This window comes from Acinetobacter sp. YH12064 (genome assembly GCF_013419735.1).
In the GTDB taxonomy this organism is placed as follows: domain Bacteria; phylum Pseudomonadota; class Gammaproteobacteria; order Pseudomonadales; family Moraxellaceae; genus Acinetobacter; species Acinetobacter amyesii.
The window spans coordinates 38,197-60,085 of the sequence record NZ_VOZP01000019.1 but is presented as its reverse complement, the minus strand read 5'-3'; the positions used below and the strand labels follow the sequence as shown (position 1 = coordinate 60,085).

Annotated in this window: 20 protein-coding genes; 12 read left to right on the top strand and 8 right to left on the bottom strand. The window is 40.2% G+C overall.

Annotation, left to right across the window (positions count from 1 at the left end; genetic code table 11):
- The first annotated feature begins 166 nt into the window (after window positions 1-166).
- The 4 genes from pheA (at window position 167) to FTU13_RS15600 (ending at window position 5,174) form a co-directional block, all read left to right on the top strand.
- Window positions 167-1,276, top strand: a complete 1,110-nt coding sequence (pheA, locus tag FTU13_RS15615) for a prephenate dehydratase (RefSeq protein WP_180077541.1) — start codon at window positions 167-169, stop codon at window positions 1,274-1,276.
- A gap of 69 nt (window positions 1,277-1,345) precedes the next feature.
- Window positions 1,346-2,437, top strand: a complete 1,092-nt coding sequence (gene hisC, locus FTU13_RS15610; protein ID WP_180128776.1) for a histidinol-phosphate transaminase — start codon at window positions 1,346-1,348, stop codon at window positions 2,435-2,437.
- A 3-nt stretch (window positions 2,438-2,440) separates the two neighbouring features.
- Window positions 2,441-4,690, top strand: coding sequence for a bifunctional prephenate dehydrogenase/3-phosphoshikimate 1-carboxyvinyltransferase (locus FTU13_RS15605; protein ID WP_180128775.1), 2,250 nt, complete (start codon window positions 2,441-2,443; stop codon window positions 4,688-4,690).
- A 112-nt stretch (window positions 4,691-4,802) separates the two neighbouring features.
- On the top strand, window positions 4,803-5,174 hold the full coding sequence (locus FTU13_RS15600; protein ID WP_078194409.1) for a hypothetical protein: 372 nt from the start codon (window positions 4,803-4,805) through the stop codon (window positions 5,172-5,174).
- 84 nt (window positions 5,175-5,258) lie between these two features.
- Here FTU13_RS15600 and FTU13_RS15595 read toward each other — a convergent pair whose 3' ends face one another.
- Entirely contained in the window at window positions 5,259-5,783 is a 525-nt protein-coding gene (locus FTU13_RS15595; RefSeq protein ID WP_180085752.1) for a hypothetical protein, read from the bottom strand.
- 280 nt (window positions 5,784-6,063) lie between these two features.
- On the bottom strand, window positions 6,064-6,690 hold the full coding sequence (locus FTU13_RS15590; RefSeq protein WP_180128773.1) for an alpha/beta hydrolase: 627 nt from the start codon (window positions 6,688-6,690) through the stop codon (window positions 6,064-6,066).
- A 125-nt stretch (window positions 6,691-6,815) separates the two neighbouring features.
- Here FTU13_RS15590 and yaaA point away from each other — a divergent pair, with 125 nt between their 5' ends.
- The 4 genes from yaaA to FTU13_RS15570 all read left to right on the top strand — a co-directional run bounded on the left by yaaA (window position 6,816) and on the right by FTU13_RS15570 (window position 11,376).
- Window positions 6,816-7,598, top strand: coding sequence for a peroxide stress protein YaaA (gene yaaA / locus FTU13_RS15585; protein WP_180128771.1), 783 nt, complete (start codon window positions 6,816-6,818; stop codon window positions 7,596-7,598).
- A gap of 956 nt (window positions 7,599-8,554) precedes the next feature.
- Window positions 8,555-9,877, top strand: a complete 1,323-nt coding sequence (locus FTU13_RS15580) for an NCS2 family permease (RefSeq protein WP_180106859.1) — start codon at window positions 8,555-8,557, stop codon at window positions 9,875-9,877.
- A gap of 66 nt (window positions 9,878-9,943) precedes the next feature.
- Window positions 9,944-10,945: an adenosine deaminase gene (locus FTU13_RS15575; RefSeq protein ID WP_180128770.1), complete on the top strand. Its 1,002-nt coding sequence runs from the start codon at window positions 9,944-9,946 to the stop codon at window positions 10,943-10,945.
- Between the two features lie 56 nt (window positions 10,946-11,001).
- Entirely contained in the window at window positions 11,002-11,376 is a 375-nt protein-coding gene (locus FTU13_RS15570; protein WP_111885321.1) for a hypothetical protein, read from the top strand.
- A gap of 52 nt (window positions 11,377-11,428) precedes the next feature.
- Here the strand turns inward: FTU13_RS15570 and FTU13_RS15565 are convergent, their stop codons facing one another.
- On the bottom strand, window positions 11,429-11,986 hold the full coding sequence (locus FTU13_RS15565; protein WP_078189083.1) for a cytochrome b: 558 nt from the start codon (window positions 11,984-11,986) through the stop codon (window positions 11,429-11,431).
- Between the two features lie 212 nt (window positions 11,987-12,198).
- On the opposite strand from FTU13_RS15565, the gene FTU13_RS15560 reads away from it, so the two are divergent.
- Together FTU13_RS15560 and rnhB are read left to right on the top strand one after the other, a co-directional pair.
- Window positions 12,199-12,588, top strand: a complete 390-nt coding sequence (locus tag FTU13_RS15560) for a hypothetical protein (protein WP_078189082.1) — start codon at window positions 12,199-12,201, stop codon at window positions 12,586-12,588.
- Between the two features lie 93 nt (window positions 12,589-12,681).
- Window positions 12,682-13,251, top strand: coding sequence for a ribonuclease HII (gene rnhB / locus FTU13_RS15555; protein ID WP_111885320.1), 570 nt, complete (start codon window positions 12,682-12,684; stop codon window positions 13,249-13,251).
- Window positions 13,252-13,343: 92 nt separating this feature from the next.
- Here rnhB and csrA read toward each other — a convergent pair whose 3' ends face one another.
- From csrA to alaS, 3 genes are all read right to left on the bottom strand, one after another.
- Window positions 13,344-13,598, bottom strand: a complete 255-nt coding sequence (gene csrA, locus FTU13_RS15550; protein WP_180128768.1) for a carbon storage regulator CsrA — start codon at window positions 13,596-13,598, stop codon at window positions 13,344-13,346.
- Window positions 13,599-13,846: 248 nt separating this feature from the next.
- A complete protein-coding gene (locus FTU13_RS15545; RefSeq protein ID WP_078194395.1) occupies window positions 13,847-15,127 on the bottom strand; it encodes an aspartate kinase in 1,281 nt (426 codons plus the stop codon).
- A gap of 346 nt (window positions 15,128-15,473) precedes the next feature.
- On the bottom strand, window positions 15,474-18,167 hold the full coding sequence (alaS, locus tag FTU13_RS15540; protein WP_180128767.1) for an alanine--tRNA ligase: 2,694 nt from the start codon (window positions 18,165-18,167) through the stop codon (window positions 15,474-15,476).
- Window positions 18,168-19,100: 933 nt separating this feature from the next.
- Here alaS and FTU13_RS15535 point away from each other — a divergent pair.
- Together FTU13_RS15535 and FTU13_RS15530 are read left to right on the top strand one after the other, a co-directional pair.
- On the top strand, window positions 19,101-20,129 hold the full coding sequence (locus FTU13_RS15535) for a type I glyceraldehyde-3-phosphate dehydrogenase (RefSeq protein WP_180023959.1): 1,029 nt from the start codon (window positions 19,101-19,103) through the stop codon (window positions 20,127-20,129).
- A gap of 199 nt (window positions 20,130-20,328) precedes the next feature.
- Complete coding sequence (locus tag FTU13_RS15530; RefSeq protein WP_078194432.1) at window positions 20,329-20,631, top strand: hypothetical protein; 303 nt, start codon at window positions 20,329-20,331, stop codon at window positions 20,629-20,631.
- A 162-nt stretch (window positions 20,632-20,793) separates the two neighbouring features.
- Here the strand turns inward: FTU13_RS15530 and FTU13_RS15525 are convergent, their stop codons facing one another.
- Together FTU13_RS15525 and FTU13_RS15520 are read right to left on the bottom strand one after the other, a co-directional pair.
- Window positions 20,794-21,093 carry an AzlD family protein gene (locus tag FTU13_RS15525; RefSeq protein WP_180128765.1) on the bottom strand — a complete coding sequence of 100 codons (300 nt, stop codon included), beginning with the start codon at window positions 21,091-21,093 and terminating at the stop codon, window positions 20,794-20,796.
- Window positions 21,090-21,836 (bottom strand): AzlC family ABC transporter permease, encoded by a 747-nt coding sequence (locus tag FTU13_RS15520; protein ID WP_078194431.1) that lies wholly within the window; start codon window positions 21,834-21,836, stop codon window positions 21,090-21,092. Before FTU13_RS15520 ends, FTU13_RS15525 begins: the two co-directional genes overlap by 4 nt.
- Between the last annotated feature and the right edge of the window lie 53 nt (window positions 21,837-21,889).

Sequence of the window (21,889 nt, the reverse complement as noted above, 5' to 3'; positions counted from 1 at the left end):
TGGTTTTACCTATCAGTTTGGCTGTTTTGGCTCTTAAGTTAAGCTGATGAAGCTTTAATCAACTGTATGTTTTTAAGGCTGAAACCATCAAAGTCGTATTGCGCAACATTTGAAAGCTAACTATTGTTATACTGTTTGCAAAATTTTTTTGAAGGGCGACATAACAATGATCAACGATGATCAAAACACTCCGACTTCTCTGGACTTAGCTCAAATTCGTGAAGATATCGACTCTGTTGATATGCAGATTCAACAACTTATCAACCGTCGTGCGAAACTAGCTGAGGCAGTTGCAAAAGCAAAATTTGCTGCTGAAGAGAATCCACTGTTTTATCGTCCTGAACGTGAAGCACAAGTTTTACGTAAAGTTATGGATCGTAACGAAGGGCCATTGTCTGATGTGACTATGGCGCGTTTATTCCGTGAGATCATGTCGGCATGTTTAGCTCTTGAAGCACCGCAAAGTATTGCGTTTTTAGGTCCAGTCGGAACTTATACGCATTCGGCTGTTTTAAAACATTTCGGTCAAGACGCTGTTGTTCGCCCTCTTCCAACGATTGATGAAGTATTCCGCGAAGTAGAAGCAGGCAGTGCGCACTATGGTCTTGTGCCTGTAGAGAACTCATCTGAAGGTGTAGTGAATCACACCCTAGATTGCTTCAAATCTTCACATCTGAATGTTATTGGTGAAGTGGAGCTGCGTATTCATCACCAGTTCCTAGTGTCTGAAAACACACGTAAAGACAGCATTAAACAAATTTATGCTCATCAACAAACTTTGGCGCAATGCCGTGGTTGGTTAGATGCTCATTATCCAGGTGTAGAACGTGTTGCACTCAGTTCAAATGCAGAAGCTGCACGCCGTATTCGCAATGAATGGCACTCAGCAGCAATTGCTTCTGAAGTCGCTGCGAACATTTACAACCTTGAAATTTTGCATAGCAATATTGAAGACAATCCTGAAAATACTACTCGTTTCTTGGTGATTGGTCGTGAGAAAGTACCGCAATCGGGCAATGATAAAACTTCACTGTTGATTTCTGCGCATGACCGTGCAGGGGCGTTGCTTGAAATTCTTGCACCATTTGCAAAACACAATATCAGTTTGACCAGTATTGAAACACGTCCTGCCTTGCCTGAAAAATGGGCTTATGTATTCTTTGTGGACCTTGAAGGCCATGTAGAACAAGACAATGTCAAAGCAGCGATTGAAGAAATTCGTCCATTGGTTAAAGAAATTCGTGTATTGGGTTCATATCCGATTGCTGTTCTTTAAGATCACAACTGTGATCAATTCCATCAGGAGTTGATCACCTTCATCATTTGAAAAAACTGGAAGTGTAAAATGACGTTTGTCCCAGCCAATGAAGGCATTGCAAAGCTAAAGCCTTACCAACCAGGTAAACCAATTAGTGAACTTGAGCGTGAGTTGGGTATTACAGATATCGTAAAACTCGCATCAAATGAAAACCCATTGGGTTGTTCTGACAAAGTGAAAGAAGCGGTTGCTGCTGAACTTGCAGAAATTGGTCGATATCCGGATGGTGGCGGTTTTATTTTGAAAGACCAAGTTGAAAAACAATTTGGTATTGCACATGACCGTATTACGTTGGGTAATGGTTCAAACGATCTTCTAGAAATTTTTGCTCGTGCTTTTGTTTCAGAGCAAGACTCTGTGGTGTATAGCCAACACGCATTTGCTGTGTATGGTCTGGTGACACAAGCGATTAATGCTGAAGCGATTGAAGTGCCTGCAAAAGGTTTTTCACATGACCTAGATGCAATGGCTGCGGCAATTAAAGACAATACTAAATTAATTTTTATTGCGAACCCAAATAATCCAACAGGTACATGGTTTGAAGAAGCTGAATTTGAAGCGTTCATGCAAAAAGTACCTGCAAATGTGATCGTGGTTTTAGATGAAGCTTATGTGGAATATTTCCCAGAAAACTTCAACAGCTTGAAATTCTTAGATCAATACGCAAACTTAATCGTTAGCCGTACCATGTCAAAATGTTATGGCTTGGCTGCCTTACGTGTTGGTTTTGCCTTGGCTTCAGTTGAAGTGACGGATTTCCTCAATCGTATTCGTCAACCATTCAACGTCAACCATTTAGCAATGGTTGCTGCAGTTGCTGCACTTAAAGATGAAGCATTTATTGAAAAATCACGCGTAGTGAACAAAGCGGGTATGGCTCAACTTGAGTCAGGCTTTGATGCTTTAGGTTTAGCGTATGTGCCTTCACGTGCCAACTTCATTTTAGTAAATGTAAAAGCAGATCCTGCACAGACTTTCAATGCTTTATTAAAAGAAGGTGTGATTGTTCGTCCAGTTGGTATCGCTGAGCATTTACGTGTATCAATTGGGACTGAAGCTGAAAATGCTAAATTCTTAGCGGCATTGGCTAAAGTTTTGGGCTTAGAGGCTAAAGCTTAAGTCATGTCTGTGCCACTATTTGAAAAAGTTGCTTTTATTGGGCTTGGACTGATTGGCTCAAGCCTAGCTCGCGTCATGATTGCTGAAGGTTTAGCTAAGGAAATTGTAGCGTCTACGCGTTCACAAAAAACTTTAGAAGATGCAAAAGCTTTAGGGCTTATTCAGCAGGGTTATAGCGATCCTGCTGAAGCGGTCAAAGGTGCAGATCTCGTTGTCTTGGCTTTGCCTGTACGTGCGACACAAAAAGTCCTTGAAGCGATCAAGCCTTATCTATCCGAACAGACGATTATTACCGATGTTGGGAGTACCAAGGGCAATGTCGTTGATGCAGCGAAAGCCGTCTATGGTGAGCAATTACCTGCTGGTTTTGTACCGGGGCATCCGATTGCTGGGGCTGAACTAACAGGTGTGCATGCAGGTAAGGTAGATTTATTTGCTAATCACAAAGTGATTTTGACACCTTTACTTAGCAGTGCAGATTGGGCTGTAGAGAAACTGATTAAATTGTGGCAAGCTGCCAAAGCGGAAGTAATTTGCATGGATGTGGAAAAACACGATGAAGTGTTGGCCCATACCAGTCATCTTCCGCATTTGATGGCATTTAACTTGGTTGAGCAACTTGCGAACCGAGAAGACAATTTAGATATTTTCCGTTATGCCGCTGGCGGTTTTCGTGATTTCTCACGCATTGCTGCAAGCGACCCACATATGTGGCATGACATCTTTTTTGCCAATAAAAAGGCAATTTTAAATGCGGTAGATGGCTTTGAAAAACAATTGGCTATTCTTCGCAAACTGATTGAAGATGAAAACTCACAAGCGTTGATGGGACTGTTGGGACATGCACAAGCGGCACGTCAACATTTCAATCACATGCTCGCAAAGAAACCACTGATGGAGAAAAATAAAGTGACGACACAGCAATTCAAAATTTTACCGGGTCCAAAGCAATTCCAAGGTAAATTTACTGTGCCAGGTGATAAATCTGTGTCACATCGCTCTATCATGTTTGGTGCTATTGCAGAAGGCACAACGCATGTCACTGGTTTCCTTGAAGGTGAAGATGCCTTGGCAACCCTTCAAGCATTCCGCGATATGGGTGTAAGTATTGAAGGCCCTAAAAACGGCGAAGTCACTATTCATGGTGTAGGTATGCATGGTTTAAAAGCACCTGCAGGCGCTTTGTATATGGGTAACTCAGGCACTTCAATGCGTTTGCTTTCAGGCATGTTGTCGGCACAAAAGTTTGATTCGGTGATGACGGGTGATGCGTCATTATCAAAACGTCCAATGGAACGTATTGCCAAACCATTACGTGAAATGGGTGCGCAAATTCAAACCACAGGTGAGCGTGGTACGCCGCCCGTGTCTATTTCTGGAAGTCAAAACCTTAAAGGTATTCACTACGACTTACCAATGGCATCTGCACAAGTAAAATCTGGTATTTTGTTGGCAGGTCTTTGGGCGGAAGGTGAAACTGTTGTCACTGAGCCAGAACCGACACGTGACCATTCTGAACGTATGCTTCGTGCATTTGGTTATGACGTGAAAACAGAAGGCAACCGCATTTCACTTCAAGGTGGCGGCAAGTTAGTCGGTACGGACATTCAAGTACCCTCTGATATTTCATCTGCAGCATTCTTTATGGTGGGTGCAGCGATTACTGAAGGTTCAGATGTCACACTTGAAGCGGTCGGCATTAATCCAACACGTACAGGTGTGATCGAAATTTTAAAACAGATGGGTGCTGACCTGACTGTTGAAAATGAACGTATCGCTGGCGGTGAGCCGATTGCCGATATTCGTATTCGTGGTTCACGTACACTCAAAGGCATTCATATGCCAGAAGATCAAGTGCCATTGGCGATTGATGAATTCCCAGCGTTATTTATTGCTGCTGCATGTGCAGAGGGTCAAACCATTTTGACTGGTGCAGCTGAACTTCGAGTGAAAGAGTCGGATCGTATTCAAGTGATGGCAGATGGCCTAAAAATTATGGGTATCGATTGTACGCCAACCGAGGACGGCATTATCATTGAAGGTCAAGGCAAAGCGGGTGAGTGGGGTGCAATCTTCACAGGTGGTCAAATCGAATCACATCATGACCACCGTATTGCAATGAGCTTCTCAATGGCAGGTTTACGTACTTCGGGTGAAATTAATATCGTGGGTACAGAAACTGTTGCAACAAGTTTCCCAACATTTACAGAGCTAGCGACTCAAGCCGGTTTAACGATTGCGGTAAGTGAATAAATAATTCACTAAATTTGTATATTTATTCAACAACAGCCAAGCAAATGCTTGGCTGTTTGGTTTTAATTGCTTATGCTAAAACCATACAACAAGAATGTCTTTGGATAGATACATGAGAAAACTACAATTCACCGCCCATAGCGATTCAAATCGAGTTGAAAGCAGTGCTGATACGCAAACTCAGGTTGCTGAATTATTGGCAAATAAATTAGAGCGTTATGGCTTTCAAACGTTATCGCAAAGTGGTGATCAGATTGCAGTCAGTGTCGATCAACATGAATTGCCACTTTCAGTGACATGTCAGGGGCAGGATGAATCAGGTCGTCTAGTCTGTGAAATTACCTCTTATCCAGATGAAGACCAAGATTGGTTAGATCGTATTACTGAGCAAAGTTTATTGAATCAATTGGCTCAAGCGGTCGAAAACAGTTTAAAAGAAGAAGACTCGTATAGTGAGTTTCAATGGAAACAAATGACGAAATGAACTGAAAAATTGAATTAAAAATCATCTATAAAAAAGCAGCATAGTGCTGCTTTTTTATTTTTTAACGGAATGTATCGAACAAAGTTATAGACATTCAATATTGATAGGATTAATAGTTCGATTGCTCTTTTTCACATAGTCACACATTTTTTCTGACTCTTGTTCATTGAGTCCCCAAAACACGATCACACCACGTTGATCAGTCAATTTGCTATCGCTTAAATAAATATAATGGGTGTCATGATAGTTTTTATCGAGCATATCTTTATATTTTTGATCGGTAAAAGATGAACAAGACGAAATTTCAGCTTCTTTACACACCGAGTCACTCGAACAGCGTTGCTTAAAGGTTGAAATCATATTCATGGTGTCAGTGCTGTTGAGTTGGGCTTCACACACTTGGCTGTTGGGAAAGTCGTAGACCATTTTTAAGCTAAAATCACGACCATCGACATTCATCTTGTATGACGCAGTCAAATAGGCTTTGGGACCATCGTTCGCAGCAACCGTAGACGCTGGCAAATTTGTCGTTGTGGATGGGGTTGAATTAAAATAATAGACCAAAGCTGCAATGCTTAGACTTAAAATCACAGCAACAATAAATTTCATTTTTCCCTCTAAATTTTATGTTCATTTTTCTGGGTATTATTTCTGTAGTTGATTATTTAAACAAGTAAATAATTGGTTTTTAGATAAAAAATTGAGGCGTAATCAAAATTAAACGAGCATAGGCTTAAGTCATTACATGTTGAACGAATTGTGATCACTAATGCAAAAAAATGGATAACTCGACAAGCGAGTAGTTCAGTTTATCTGGAATATTGGGGGAATAGAGCGGTCACTAGGCAAAAAAAATGAGCCAGTTAAGCTGACTCATATTTGGTATTGTTTATACTAAAAAGCGTGAAATCGCAATACGAAGCTGTTTGAGATAACCCGTAAAGAAGTGGTTTGCACCTGGCAAAACCGTGATTAAATGGCGCTGTGGTTTGGCCCACTGAATCAAGTCAGATAACAGTGTGACATTATCTTCTTCACCCTGAATAAATAAAATATCACCCTTAATATGCGGTGTCACATAGTGACGTACACCTGCAACTGTTGTGGTTGGTAAGCCGCATAAAATAGTCTGTACAGGCTGTAATTCTACAGGCAAAAGGGCATAGCATTTAGTCATGACATTTGCACCGAAACTAAAACCGCCTGCATAAAATGGCAGGTTCGGATGTTGGTTGCGAGCAAATTCAATGACTTGCATAGTGTCTTTAGTTTCACCATTGCCTTCGTCATGTATTCCTGCACTTTGGCCAGAGCCGCGGAAACTTGGGCGATAGACAACATAGCCACGTTCTAAGAACATTTGCGCTAAAAGCACAGGTACTTTGTGCTGTGGTGTGCCACCTTGCAATGGGTGAGGGTGTGTAACTACCGCGAATCCTTTCACTTCACCCTGTGGATAATCAACAAAAATTTCAAGCTGACCAACAGGCCCTTGAATGAACAGTTGTTCTGACATAATGACTAAAATGTGAAAGCGGGAGAGTCGCATAGTTTACAGATTATGTTTATCAAAAACACAGATTGGATTTGAAAATACTCTACTGTTATAGTTTGTTTAATTAAAAATTAGTCAGGATGTTTATGCTCGCTTTAATTTCTCCAGCAAAAACTTTAGATTACGAAACCGCTTTACCGACTGAAAAATTCACTCAACCACGGCTATTAGATCATTCTGAAGAATTAATCTCAGTCGCACGTAAATTGTCGGTAAGTGAAATTTCAAGCTTGATGAGTGTCAGTGAGAAAATTGCGACTTTAAATGTTGAGCGCTTCCGAGATTGGCAGCCTGATTTTGATTTTGCCAATGCACGCCAAGCAATCTTTGCCTTTAAAGGTGATGTATATACCGGTTTAGATGCTTATAAACTTACATACTCAGACCTTGAATATGCACAAACCCATTTGCGTATGCTCTCGGGTCTCTATGGTTTATTGCGTCCGCTTGATTTAATGATGCCATATCGTTTAGAGATGGGGACCAAGCTGCAAAATCCACGTGGACATAACCTATACGAGTTTTGGGACAATACCATCACCAATCTCATCAATGACGATTTGGAAAAAGCCGGCTCTGAACTTTTGGTCAACATTGCTTCAGATGAATACTATAAATCGGTCAAAGAATCAAAAATCAAAGCCGAAATCATCAAGCCTGTTTTTATCGATCAAAAGAACGGCAAATATAAAGTCATCAGCTTCTATGCCAAAAAAGCACGTGGCCTAATGGCGCGTTATTTGTTGGAAAATAAAATTGAACGTATTGAAGATATCAAGTCGTTCAATACCGATGGTTATTATTTCGATGCAGAGAGTAGCTTAAAGGGTGAATTGGTCTTTAAGCGAGATGAACAACAAGCCGCTTAATTTCGAAATTGAAAAGCTTAGACTGAAAAGAATATGTATAGCCGCTGCCTTGAAGTCAGCGGTTTTTTATCTTCTTCATTCGAGATTTAATGGTGGGGCTGTGAAATTGATGGTGCTTTAAATTTCGTATGTGAAATGATCTATGATTTGAAGCTTTTTGCGGAAAAGGATTCGAAAAATCATTCAGCGATTATCTTGTCTATCAGTCTAAAATATATTACAAAGTTAACATTGATCGAACAAATAGCTTATTAAATGACTTAATAAGATATAAAATTGTGAAATACGTCACTTTTTTGTTTAAGTTTTTTGTTATTATAGCCAAATATTTAAACATGAATAAAATTTTGTTATGAAAAAAATACTGATACCAATTTTTATACTCAGCATTGTGTTCTTAGGGTTTAGTGTTTATAAAAATGCAGAGTTAAAGCGACAGCAAGAAATTAATCAGGTGTTCAATGATGATTTGAACGCATCACCTTATACGCGCTAAAAAAAAATCAATCTTGCTGCTTTTGAATTGAGCTCAAGCATGATCTTGAGGAGTTCGTCTAAATATTGATATTTTATTTTTACATATAATAATTTGAAACTTTATAAATAAAACAATGTCTTAAATTTACTAAATTGAAAAGCGATGAAAATGTGGAAACATTAAAAAATCAATGTGTTATAATTTGCCGAAATTAATTTGATCAGTATTTATTGATATTAAATACGAATTAAATGACATAAATAGAGGAGCTGCATAGGTTTATGCAGCTTTTTTGTTTGCAAATTTCAACATTTGTACTGTGTTGTATGCTGTTGAAAATAGGATTTTTTAAAGCCTACAATCTGCCGAATTGGCATATTCGTTGCTTAGGCATACACAAAATTAATGATGAATACATTACATGATTAATTTTGTGGAATGCTTATATGCATAAAGTTTACTTCATAGGGGCTAGGTCATGACGACTCCTAATCCATCTTCCGAGAACATGCTTGAACGTCTGTTTAAACTGAGCGAAAACAAAACCAGTTTCAAAACAGAAGTCATTGCAGGTGTAACTACTTTTTTGACAATGTGTTACATCATTATTGTCAATCCAATGATTTTGTCCGAAACGGGTATGGATCATGGTGCTGTTTTTGTCGCAACCTGTTTAGCAGCAGCCATTGGCTGTTTGGTGATGGGTCTTGTTGCTAACTATCCAATTGCCTTAGCACCCGGTATGGGTTTAAACGCTTACTTTACCTATTCTGTATGTTTGGGTATGGGCGTGGATTGGCAAACTGCTCTAGCTGCGGTATTTGTCTCTGGCCTTGTTTTTATCGCTATCAGCATGTTCAAAATCCGTGAAGCGATTGTCAATGCGATTCCAATGTCGCTTAAACTGGCGATCGGTGGCGGTATTGGTTTATTCCTTGCGCTGGTTTCTTTGAAAAATGCCGGCATTATTGTTGATAACCCTGCAACATTGGTCAGTCTGGGTGATTTAAAACAGCCGTCTGTCTTGTTAGCTTTACTTGGCTTCTTGATGGTTGTGGTTATGCATCACTTTAAAGTACGTGGTGCAATCATCATCAGTATTTTGGTGATTACTGCAATTTCAACCCTGCTGGGCTTCAACGAATTTAAAGGTGTTGTAGGTGCTATTCCTTCAATCGCTCCAACATTCATGCAAATGAACTTCGAAGGTCTATTCACCGCAAGTTTGATTGGCGTGATCTTTGTATTCTTCTTGGTCGATTTATTTGATTCTACAGGTACATTGGTCGGTGTATCACACCGTGCAGGTTTATTAAAAGACGGTAAATTACCACGTTTGAAGAAAGCATTATTTGCTGACTCATCTGCAATTGTTGCGGGTGCGGCATTGGGTACGTCATCAACTACGCCTTATATTGAATCATCAGCAGGTGTTGCTGCCGGTGGTCGTACAGGTTTAACTGCAGTTGTAGTTGCTGTATTGTTTATTTTGGCATTGTTCTTAGCACCACTTGCTCAGTCAGTACCAGGTTTTGCAACTGCGCCAGCATTGTTGTTTGTGGGTGTGTTGATGATTCAAGGTATCGTTCATATTGAGTGGGATGATATTACTGAAGCAGTCCCTGCATTCTTGACAATTGTATTTATGCCGTTTACGTATTCAATTGCAGACGGTATTGCAATGGGCTTCATTAGCTATGCATTGGTTAAATTGCTTACAGGTAAGGCGAAAACTGTACCATATATGGTCTGGATTATTGCTGCACTTTGGGCATTGAAATTTGCTGCATTTGGCGGTTAATACTGTCAAACAGCGAAAGGGTGTAAACTCAGTTTGCACCCTTTTTTATTTTTATGAGGATAAGAGATGGATCAACTTGAGCTGATTCGCGCTTTGCCAAAAGCAGAGCTACATGTGCATATTGAAGGGACATTTGAGCCTGAACTCATGTTTGCAATTGCCCAACGCAACAATATTGCAATCCCTTATCAATCAGTCGAAGAATTAAAAGAAGCGTATAATTTTCATAATTTACAGTCTTTTTTAGATATTTATTATGCAGGTGCAAATGTACTGATTCATGAGCAAGATTTTTATGATTTAGCATGGGCATATTTAGAAAAATGTGCAGAAGATCATGTGGTTCATACTGAAATGTTCTTCGACCCACAAACTCATACAGATCGTGGCGTTGCTTTTGAAACGGTTTTGAATGGCTTACAACGCGCTTGTGATGATGCCAAAGTAAAACTGGGCATTAGCTCACATCTGATTATGTGTTTCTTACGTCATTTATCTGAAGATGCAGCATTTTCAACTCTAGAACAGGCTTTGCCATATAAAGATCAAATTATTGGTGTTGGTTTAGATTCGAGTGAAGTGGGGCATCCGCCATCAAAATTCGAACGTGTTTTTGCCAAAGCACGTGAAGCAGGTTTTCTTATTGTTGCGCATGCAGGGGAAGAAGGTCCAGCAGAATACGTATGGGAAGCCTTGGATCTACTGAAAGTAAATCGTGTTGACCATGGTGTACGTTCAGAAGAAGATCCTGTCTTAATGCAGCGTTTAATTGCAGAGAAAATGCCATTAACCGTTTGCCCGCTGAGTAATTTAAAACTTTGTGTGGTGAATGATATGGCTGATCATAATATTCGCCGACTATTGCAACAAGGTGTGCATGTGACCGTCAATTCAGATGATCCATCTTATTTTGGTGGCTATATGAATGATAACTTTATTGCGATCACCGAAGCTCTTGATCTAAGCAATGCAGAGTTAAAGCAACTGGCAATTAACTCTTTTGAAGCATCATTTATTTCAGATGCAGAAAAACAAACTTGGATTAAAAAGATTGAAGCGTTGAATTAATAATCAGCGTATAATCTCAGGCAGTGAATATTCACTGCCTTTTTTATGTCTAAATCATGCTTTTCTCTCATTCAAATCGCTCTATATTTGCCTCATCGATTACATTTTTAGCCGCAGTATTGATTTCATCCGCTGCTAGTGCAGATAAATCAAGTTTAAGTCAGCGTATGCTAAAGCCTGTGATTGAATATCAATGCTCGCAAGAGTTAAATAGTTCTAAAATTTGGAAAGGTGCTGCGTTGTTTATGAGTGCTCAACAGAAAAAAGACAATCAAGCTGCGATTTGTCAGTGCGTGAGTGAGCATGCTATGGATGATATCGGTGCGAAAGATCTGATGACTGCTGCAGTGAATGAAACTGAAAAGAATAAACTGATATCTAAAGCGGTTTTGAATAGTATGCGCGGCTGTGCTCAGCAAGTGCTGAATTAAAAGATGATGCTCACAATAAAAGCCACATGATGTGGCTTTTATTTTGTCTTTATTAGGGTTTTGGTTGTCGTGTCATGCTTTTGAGCACATGGTCTTTATCAATAAAATGATGTTTCAGTGCTGCCAAAATATGACCGACTAAGAGCAAGCCTGCTGCCCAAGAAATCCAAATATGTAGCGGTTTCACGATGGCAAGTAATTCAGGATTATCTTGGACCAAGCGTGGTATTTCAAACAAATACAGGACAGGGGCCGGGTGACCTGCGCTCCAACTAAATAAGCAACCTGTAATAGGTAAAGCCAGTAGTACAAAATAAAGTGCTAAATGACCCAAATGTGCCAAGGTTTTCATGCCGGAGGACATGTTGTCAGGTAAATCTGGAGCGGGGTGGGTATAGCGCCAAAAGATTCGTATCACCACCAGAAAAATAATCGTAGTAGCAATATTTTTATGGAGGGTAATGACTTGCCCTTTAAAGCTGCCATCGACGTCATAACTCAGAAAATTACCACTATAAAAGCCAATTAACCATGCCACGATGAATATGATCGCCATCAGCCAATGTAAGACCTGAGCTGTTCGAGTGTAGTATTGTGTGTTATTGCTCATGTTGATTATTTAAGCGTCCAATCTTATGCAGATTCTAATACAGACCACAAAAATATGCGTCGTTTAAAATCGGGACACTGTGTTGTGAATATGCAACACAGGCTTTGATGATTAACTACACAACTACCGAATTTATTTTAAATAGTCATATCAGATGGTGTGTGATTTGGGGCACAATATGCGCGTTAATTAACAGAACAAAGGAAATATTCGTGAAAAAATTAGTTGCTGTTCTAGCGCCATTAGCGCTTGTACTTTCTGCATGTGCTGCGACTGGTACAACAGGTACAAGTACATCTACAGGTACAACTTCAGCAAACAGCTTGGCAATGATGGCTGTTAAAGTGGGTGTTCAAGCGAAATGCGTGACTGAGCTAAATAACAACAGCTACTGGAAAACAGGTTCAAAACTATTAACAGAAACTCAAAAATCTGAACTACAAACTGAAGTGTGTTCATGTGTAGGCGAGAAAGCGACAACTAGCGTGACTGCAACGGATTTGGTTGTAGCAGCAATGGATAAAACTTCACAAGCTAATCTTGCGGCTAAAATCGTGACAAATACTTTAAATGCTTGCGTGATCGAAACATTTAAAAACTAAGATTTAGAACATTTTATACGACCCAAACAGTGGTTTTGTTGTGTATCAGCAAATCCAAATTAAGGGTCGTATTTTATTTTGAGTGAGAGATATATGAAAATTGCTGGTGCAGATGAAGCGGGTCGCGGTCCATTGGTGGGTTCGGTTGTTGCGGCAGCTGTCATTTTAGATCCAAATAACCCGATTGAAGGTTTAAATGATTCTAAGAAACTCACTGAAAAAAAACGTGAAAAGTTATTTATTGAGATTCAAGAAAAAGCCTTGGCTTGGGCGATTGCTGAAAGTTCTGCACAAGAAATTGATGAGATCAATATTTTGCAAGCATCATTACTTGCAATGCGTCGTGCAGTGGAAAAACTCAGTGTGCAGCCAGAACACGTATTGGTAGATGGTAATAAAGTCCCAACCGGTTTAGCGATGAGCTGTGATGCTGTCGTAGGTGGTGATGCGATTCATCCTGAAATTTCGGCTGCGAGTATTTTGGCAAAAGTGACTCGAGACCACGAAATGGTTGAGCTAGATGCAAAATATCCACAGTATGGTTTTGCAAAACACAAGGGCTATCCAACCAAAGCACACTTTGAAGCAATTGCGCAGTATGGGGTGATTGATGAACATCGCCGCAGTTTTGGTCCCGTACGTAAAGTTCTAGAAGGGCAGTAATAAAGCTTAGTTGAACGTCTATAGTAAAAGCATGTTCTAGATAAATTTAAAGCGGCCTAATGAGCCGCTTTATGATTTAAACAACTTAAATCTTAGCGATTATAGTTATTTGGGGAATAATCAGTTTCTTCAAAAGATGGCTGATATTCTTGATCAATGTTTTGGAGATGTTCGTGCATTGCGCGTTCATGTTGAATTCGTTGGTAAATTTCTTCACGATGAACAGATACTTCTTTTGGAGCATTCACGCCAATACGAACCTGATTACCTTTAACACCAAGTACAGTCACGCTAACTTGGTCTCCAATCATTAATGTTTCTCCGACACGACGAGTCAGAATCAGCATGTTTCTCTCCTTGCAAAATGCAAAACCTGCAAATGATCTGTTATGTAAAATTCATAACTTGTAAAAGCAAAAAATTTAGCAGTGCATCTGAAACAATCATTGTGACAGTCGCAAACTGAGTAAATTTTAAAATCCTCAGGTTTAATATAACAGAGCCACTATAAAAAAAACTATAGTGGCTCTGAATTTTTACGATGTTTTTCAAAATCTGTCTAACAATGACAAATTTTGACACACAGCAAGGTTAATTAAGCACGTGCGCTTGATTCACCTGTTTCACGGTCTAGACCGAATGCAGTGTGTAGAGCACGTACAGCAAGCTCTAAGTATTTCTCATCAATAATCACTGAAATTTTGATTTCAGAAGTCGAAATCATCAAAATATTAATGCCTTCTTTTGCAAGAGCAGTAAACATTTTGCTTGCAACACCTGCGTGTGAGCGCATACCAACACCAACAATCGATACTTTTACGATGTCTGCGCGAGTTGCAACTTCACGTGCACCAATTTCTTGTGCAGTCGCTTCAAGAATGGCTTTCGCTTTTGATAATTCACTACGGTTAACTGTAAATGTGAAATCAGTTGTGCCGTCTTCTTCAACGTTTTGGATAATCATATCCACTTCAACATTGGCATCACCAATTGGTGAAAGGATGTTTGAAGCGATACCTGGTTTATCCGGTACACCAAGAATAGTTAATTTAGCTTCATCACGGTTGAACGCGATACCTGAGATGATTGGTTGTTCCATGTTGTCTTCCGCTTCAGTGGTGATTAGTGTCCCGACGTTTTGTTTAAAGTTTTCGTCGAATGCGCCATCATCGTCATTATCAAAACTTGATAATACGCGTAAAGGCACTTGGTATTTACCGGCAAATTCTACAGAACGAATTTGAAGGACTTTAGAACCAAGTGATGCCATTTCAAGCATTTCTTCAAAAGAAATACGATCAACTTTTTTCGCTTTTGGAGCGACACGAGGGTCAGTGGTGTAAACACCATCAACGTCTGTGTAAATCTGACATTCATCAGCTTTAAGTGCGGCGGCCAATGCAACACCCGAAGTGTCAGAACCACCACGACCTAGAGTCGTAGTGTTACCTTCGGCATCAAAGCCTTGGAAACCTGCCACTACAATGACACGTCCAGCGTCAAGGTTTGAAGTCAATACATCCGTATCAATCGCTTCAATACGCGCCTTGGTAAATGCGCTGTCGGTTTTAATACCGACTTGACGGCCTGTAAGTGATTTAGCTTCAACACCAATAGAGTTAAGTGCCATTGCTAACATAGAAATCGTTACCTGTTCACCCGTAGACACCATTTGGTCTAATTCGCGTGGATCAGGGGTTTCGGTAATGGCTTTCGCTAAAGCAAGTAGACGATTGGTTTCGCCACTCATTGCAGATACAACAACCACAACTTTGTGACCGTGATCATGCCAACGCTTTACACGACGAGCAACATTTAAAATGCGCTCTGGAGTACCCATTGAGGTACCGCCATATTTTTGAACGATTAATGCCATAACTATCCTTACCAAGTAAATAAGTCTAAAGACTTAAAGCACTTACACATATTTTAAGACCGCACTTCGGCGCGATTTTAATATACCACGTAGCTTATGAACTCCAAGGTAGGAGGAGTTCAAATAGATACTTTGTGTCTGCAGGGGATTCACATGAACCCAGCCTTTTAGACTCCATTTTCATCATTTAGCCAGAGGTTGAATATTGGTTTCAACATGATGATTGAGTTTGCGCTTTCACGCATCAACAATGTTTAAGCAGGATCCAGCATTAAAAAACACACTGCTTAAACCTGTTGATTTGCTCAAAGGAGGTGAGTCACTTTGAGCTATAGGACTTTTGGTCTTATTTTGCAGCTAACCATGCAACGAGGTCAGTCATTACCGCTTCAAGTTTGTCGCTATAAGGCGCACCACCTTGAGCCATATCAGGTTTACCACCACCTTTACCGCCAAGTTCTTGACCAAGGTGTTTGATGATGTCACCTGCTTTTACAGCAGCAGTGTATTCTTTAGCAACCGAAGCAATCAGGCTCACTTTGTCGGCATCAACCGCTGCGATCACGATCACAGCATTGTCTAACTTAGATTTCACACCGTCGTGCAAGTTGCGAAGTGATTTCGCATCTACACCTTGAACCGTGGTGATTAATGTTTTGCGGCCAGCAATCTCTTGAACTTGACTCAATAACTCAGCGGCTTGGAAGCTTGCCAATTTTTGGTTCAATTGTTCAATTTGTTTTTGCAAGCTAGATGCTGTGTGAGACAAAGCTTCAACTTTTTCTAAAGTTTGATCTTTTTGCGCTTTCAGCAAATCGTTGATTGCATGAATGTCACGATCTGCTTTTTGCGCAGCTTCAACAGCTTTAGTACCCGTAACGGCTTCAATACGACGTACGCCTGCAGCAACACCACCTTCAGATGTAATCTTGAATAGACCAATATCACCGGTGCGTTTTACATGAATACCGCCACAAAGTTCGATAGAGAAGTTTTTCTCATCTTTGGTTGTACCCATTGAAAGTACACGTACTTCGTCACCGTATTTCTCACCGAACAACATCATTGCGCCTTTTTCTTTGGCCGCCTCGATGTCTAAAAGTTCAGTTGAAACAGCAGTATTGGCAATCACTTCGGCATTGACAATGCGTTCAATTTCTTGAAGCTGTTCAAATGAAACAGGTTGGTCATTGGCAAAGTCAAAACGTAAAAGTTCGCTTGCAACCAATGAACCTTTTTGCTGTACGTGCGTACCTAAAACTTGGCGAAGTGCTGCATGTAATAGGTGAGTTGCAGAGTGGTTGCGTGAAGTTGCTGCACGGATATCCGCTTTAACAATCGCCTCAACTGCTTGAGCTGCTTTTAAGTTACCCATGGTCACGATGCCTTGGTGTACAAAAGCGCCGCCTGATTTTTTGGTGTCTTGAACTTCAAAAATACCAGTTTCGTTTTTGAAGATACCTGTATCGCCAACTTGACCGCCACTTTCTGCATAGAACGGAGTTTGGTTTAGAACGATCAGTGCTTCATCGCCCTCAAAAACTTCATCAACTTGTTCGCCATCTTTGTAGATTGCAACAATTTGACCTTGGCCTTGAGTTGCGTCATAGCCGTCAAATTGAGTCTCGCCTTCAACTTTGACAATTGAGTTGTAGTCGATGGCGAATTTACCTGCATCACGTGCACGTTGACGCTGTGCAGCCATTTCAACTTCAAAGCCAGCTTCATCAATGGTGAGATCACGTTCACGTGCAATATCCGCTGTTAAGTCAGTCGGGAAGCCGTAAGTGTCATACAGTTTAAATACAGTTTCGCCTGGAATCACTGAACCTTTAAGGTTTGCCAATTCGCCTTCAAGCAATTTCAAGCCTTGCTCGAGTGTTTTAGCAAATTGCTCTTCTTCTTTAAGAAGTTGTGCTTCGATACGTGCCTGGTTAGCAGCAAGTTCAGGATAAGCAGCACCCATCACTTCGATTAACGGCTGCAACATTTTGTAGAAGAATGAACCAGTCGCACCCAGTTTGTTACCGTGACGTACGGCACGACGGATAATACGGCGCAGTACATAACCACGGCCTTCATTAGAAGGGTTTACACCATCTGCAATCAGGAAGCAGCATGAGCGTGCATGGTCAGCAACCACTTTAAGAGAAGCAGGGTATTCAACTGGCTTGTTTGCAGCTTTTGCAGCAGCTTCAATTTCAGTGGTATCCAGGCCAATGATTTCAGCAGCAGCTTTTAATAAGTGTTGGAATAGATCGATTTCGTAGTTTGAGTTTACATGCTGTAAAACTGCAGAAATACGCTCAAGGCCCATACCTGTATCTACAGAAGGTGCAGGAAGGGCATGCAGCACACCATCAGCAGTACGGTTGAACTGCATGAATACGTTGTTCCAAATTTCGATGAAACGATCGCCATCTTCTTCAGGAGTGCCCGGTAAGCCGCCCCAAATGTGGTCACCATGGTCAAAGAAGATTTCAGAACATGGACCGCAAGGACCTGTATCGCCCATTGCCCAGAAGTTATCTGAAGCGTATTTTTCACCTTTGTTGTCACCGATACGGATAATGCGTGAAGCGTCTAGACCAATTTCTTTATTCCAGATATCAAATGCTTCGTCATCTGTATGGTAAACAGTGGCATAAAGTTTATCTTTTGGCAGACCTAACCATTTTTCGTTGGTTAAGAAATCCCAAGCAAATGTGATGGCATCACGTTTGAAGTAGTCACCAAATGAGAAGTTACCCAACATTTCAAAGAACGTGTGGTGACGTGCTGTATAACCAACGTTGTCTAGGTCGTTGTGTTTACCGCCGGCACGGACACATTTTTGTGAAGATGTAGCACGAACGTAGTCACGTTTTTCAAGACCAAGGAAGCAGTCTTTAAACTGGTTCATACCAGCATTTGTGAACAATAGTGTTGGGTCGTTGGCAGGTACCAGAGAACTCGACGCGACACGTGTATGCCCTTGCGATTCAAAGTAGCTTAAAAAAGCTTCGCGAATTTCAGCTGATGTCATAAAACGAGTACTCACAACCAAGTCTCTCCTAATTTCGATTTGGTAATAGCATATCAAGCAAGCCTTACAAAATTTTAAAGCTGGCTTGAGATGCTGACATAAAATTTAAAAACGCTAAATTATAACGGAAAAAGGCGTAGCGACCAATGATTTTCGGCTATCTCTATGACTTTTTATATGTTTTAAATTTAGCACCTATATTTTTAGATTTTTAAACCTTTGGAACGCTGAAAGTATTTATTGATTAATCTTGTGAGCGCACTGTTGCTGCGTTTTATTTACTTATGTTGCGCAGTAACATCAGAAGCGCAATTTGATTCAAATAAAAGAACGATACGCGGTAACGTCATGCGCAAGTGTTTGAGATAGTGCTACTTTTAATCAAAAATGTTTTTGCGATATTTTTAATAATTTGACGCTAGTGAAAGAGTTTTGTTGGTGAGGTGCATTGCACGGCAAGTTGATTTCCTTGCGAAGCACGCTTCTCATCTTGCCGAATGAGAAACAATGTTTCGTAAGAGTACCTCCAGCCGAAGGCTAATCCCTTTATCAATTCAAAAATGTAAGACTCCGTCGAATAAAGTTAAAAAGTATTTTAAAAATGCTTAATTACTTTTTCGTGCATAACATCAGTTATTTATATGTCTTGAAAAGCTTTGAAATTTCAAATTCAACATGTTAATGAATGCTCTACATGAAGGTGGGTTGCTTTTATATTTTTCAGTTCATTTGGATAATTGCATGTTTATACCCAATTTAATAATAGTGTTTGGACTTGATCTTAGTGCTGTACATTTCTAGTGAAGCTAATATTTGGATCTATACAGGTGCTAAAGTTTTATAAAAATAAAGCCCAATAAGCATTAAACGAATAAATGATAACGTTTTCATGTTGAAATCCATTAACATATAGATGCTTTATTTTTGTTTCAAAACGAAGGATTGGTCATGCAGCGAGTGGCAATTAATGGATTTGGTCGAATCGGACGCAATGTATTACGCGCTTGGTTTGAAAATCCAAAAGAATTTCATTATGAAATTGTTGCCATAAATGATGTCGCTGATGTGGAAACCATGGTGCATTTGTTTAAATATGACACCACGCATGGTCGTTTTGCAGGCCAAGTCGAAATTCTTGAACAAGATGGCGCTATTTTTCTAGATATCTCTTGTGCTCAAGCGCATCTCAAAGTGCAAGTTTTAAATGAAGCACAGCCGAGTCTTTTGCCTTGGCAGCAACTGAATGTCGATGTGGTACTCGAATGCACAGGTTTATTTAGATCGCGAGAGGCAGCCACACAACATATTGGTGCAGGTGCCAAACGTGTGATTATTGGTGCGGCGCCGTTTGACAGTGTTGATGCTGCGATTGTGTATGGTGTTAATCATCATGAAGTCAAAGCGACGGATCAAATTATTTCGAGTGTGTCGTGTACCACGCAGGCTTTGGTGCCTTTAGTCAAAATTATTGATGATGCCTTTGGTATAGACACCGCACTTATGACAGAAATTCATGCTGTGACTGCGGATCAATCTGTATTGGATCATGCACATCGTGACTTACGTCGTGCCCGAGCTTCGGGTCAAAATATTATTCCAACGACGTCTTCAGCTCTAGGGGCATTGAAACGGGTCATGCCGAAAATGGAAGATCGAATCGATGGCTATTCGATTCGTGTACCGACGATCAATGTCGCTGCAATCGATTTAAGTTTTGTGTCCCAATCGCTTATCACCAAGCATGAGTTAAATGCAGTGTTAAGCAAAGCTGCACGTTTTGATTATCATGAAATTATGTCAGTAACCGATGAACCTTTGGTCTCAAGTGATTTTAATCATTCACCTTATTCATTGATTGTCGATTTGAATCAAACCATGGTGGTAGGAAAACAAGCAAAAGTCTTCGCATGGTATGACAATGAATGGGGCTATGCGAACCGCTTACTCGATTTATGTGAAAGCTTTCATTCTCTTTAAAAATTCAAACTTATCCGATATAAAAAACATCTACTAGCTTGTAGGTGTTTTTTATTTTCTAAAATTAGATGAAAAATCATGCGTAATGACGTTGATGTATCTCGAAAATATTGAAAAACTTTAAAAAATATTCAAGCACAGCCGATTTATTGTTTAAGATGAAAGTCAAAGAAATATCTAAAGAGTATTGAGCATGATGTTGATGTTACTTTGGGGATTTATTTTATTATTGGCGCTGGCGGTTATTTTTTTAATTTGGCTACAGTTTAATCGTGACGTATCGCAATCTACCGCGCATGAAACCTTGCCACTCGAGGAAAAAGTGGTGCATCTAGAAGCGAACTTGAAAAAGACCTTGGAAATTATGCAAGACCTTGCAAAGAAAATGCATATCCAGCAAGAAGTTTTAGATCAGACCACTCACAAATTACAGCAAGTTGAATTGCAAAATGCAGAGTTGGTGAACCTTTTGGCAAAAGTGATCAAGACAGACCAAAGCTAATCAAAAAATACAAAAGACTGCCCACACCTCGATATCTGCATGAAACATGTGATCTCAAGGTGTGGGTATTTTTTATCCAATAAGATGATTCCTAATATTCATCATCATTGGGTTTAAATCGTAGTTCTTTCGTTATTCAAAACATGATCGCGTATTACTTAGTTAAATCAAAATTTGTCTTAATACTGCTGCTGAAAGCATGCTAATCACAACGGTAGGCAATAACGAAAAACGTGATGCTGCAAATAGCGTAATGGCCATCGCGATTAAATCAGCAGGATGATCTTTGACAAAATAGGGCGCAATCACTGAGATCAATACACAGCCGGGAACAACTTCCATAATTTGACGTTGTTTGTTGGTGAGGCTACGGTTTTTCAGTAACATATAACCCAAGATGCGGGTCAGGTAAGTGGTTAAGGCTATAAATAGAATCGCGATCACGGTGCTAGTGTGGATCATGCATCATCTCCAATTAGGAAAAATGCAGAAGCAATGCCAGTAACTGCGCCAATCGGAACATACCAGCCCGCAGGGAGATACAAGTAAGCCAAAGATGCGGCAATCAAACTGACCAGCCATGGGCGCGCCGCTTTAAAGCCTTTCCACATACCACGCAGTAAAACAAGAAATACAGCAGGGAAGGCCATGTCAAAACCAAGTCGACTAATATCGCCAAGTATCGGCCCGATCATTGCCCCTAGCGTGGTAAAGCCAACCCACATCAAATATAGAGCACAGCATAAGCCTGCATAGAACATCAAACTAAAGGCGCGCTGAATTCCCAAAACATTAGATTTTTTTTGCGCATCAGCCAAACCCACAGCCCAACTTTCATCGCACATAAAAAATAAAGCGGTATAAACCGTACGATTCGGTAAATGTCGTAAATACGGGACAAGGCTCGCCCCCATTAATAGGTGCCGACTATTCACTAAAAACGTAATAAACATCAGCATGAGAATATTAGGGGGATTGGTCCAAACTTCCAAAATGGCAAATTCAGATCCACCGGCAAAGTTAAGGCCAGTCAAAAGCGGAACTTCTAAACTAGAAAATCCTTTATGTGTTGCCTGAGCACCCAAAACTAATGCAAAAGGAATAATGCCCAGCAGCATTGGAATAGATGTTTTTAGACCTCGTTTAAACTCAATAGAATGCTGTGAATGGGTGTGATTGAGTGTACTTTGTCTAAACATCAACATGACGTTTTCCATGAAGCGAGATCAAAAGCAATATTTTATGAATATCTAAGCAG

Bases quoted from the DNA above. Each gene is read 5' to 3' on its own strand.
- pheA (WP_180077541.1), top strand. From the start codon at position 167: ATGATCAACGATGATCAAAACACTCCGACTTCTCTGGACTTAGCTCAA.
- hisC (WP_180128776.1), top strand. From the start codon at position 1,346: ATGACGTTTGTCCCAGCCAATGAAGGCATTGCAAAGCTAAAGCCTTAC.
- FTU13_RS15605 (WP_180128775.1), top strand. From the start codon at position 2,441: ATGTCTGTGCCACTATTTGAAAAAGTTGCTTTTATTGGGCTTGGACTG.
- FTU13_RS15600 (WP_078194409.1), top strand. From the start codon at position 4,803: ATGAGAAAACTACAATTCACCGCCCATAGCGATTCAAATCGAGTTGAA.
- FTU13_RS15595 (WP_180085752.1), bottom strand. From the start codon at position 5,783: ATGAAATTTATTGTTGCTGTGATTTTAAGTCTAAGCATTGCAGCTTTG.
- FTU13_RS15590 (WP_180128773.1), bottom strand. From the start codon at position 6,690: ATGTCAGAACAACTGTTCATTCAAGGGCCTGTTGGTCAGCTTGAAATT.
- yaaA (WP_180128771.1), top strand. From the start codon at position 6,816: ATGCTCGCTTTAATTTCTCCAGCAAAAACTTTAGATTACGAAACCGCT.
- FTU13_RS15580 (WP_180106859.1), top strand. From the start codon at position 8,555: ATGACGACTCCTAATCCATCTTCCGAGAACATGCTTGAACGTCTGTTT.
- FTU13_RS15575 (WP_180128770.1), top strand. From the start codon at position 9,944: ATGGATCAACTTGAGCTGATTCGCGCTTTGCCAAAAGCAGAGCTACAT.
- FTU13_RS15570 (WP_111885321.1), top strand. From the start codon at position 11,002: ATGCTTTTCTCTCATTCAAATCGCTCTATATTTGCCTCATCGATTACA.
- FTU13_RS15565 (WP_078189083.1), bottom strand. From the start codon at position 11,986: ATGAGCAATAACACACAATACTACACTCGAACAGCTCAGGTCTTACAT.
- rnhB (WP_111885320.1), top strand. From the start codon at position 12,682: ATGAAAATTGCTGGTGCAGATGAAGCGGGTCGCGGTCCATTGGTGGGT.
- csrA (WP_180128768.1), bottom strand. From the start codon at position 13,598: ATGCTGATTCTGACTCGTCGTGTCGGAGAAACATTAATGATTGGAGAC.
- FTU13_RS15545 (WP_078194395.1), bottom strand. From the start codon at position 15,127: ATGGCATTAATCGTTCAAAAATATGGCGGTACCTCAATGGGTACTCCA.
- FTU13_RS15535 (WP_180023959.1), top strand. From the start codon at position 19,101: ATGCAGCGAGTGGCAATTAATGGATTTGGTCGAATCGGACGCAATGTA.
- FTU13_RS15525 (WP_180128765.1), bottom strand. From the start codon at position 21,093: ATGATCCACACTAGCACCGTGATCGCGATTCTATTTATAGCCTTAACC.
- FTU13_RS15520 (WP_078194431.1), bottom strand. From the start codon at position 21,836: ATGTTGATGTTTAGACAAAGTACACTCAATCACACCCATTCACAGCAT.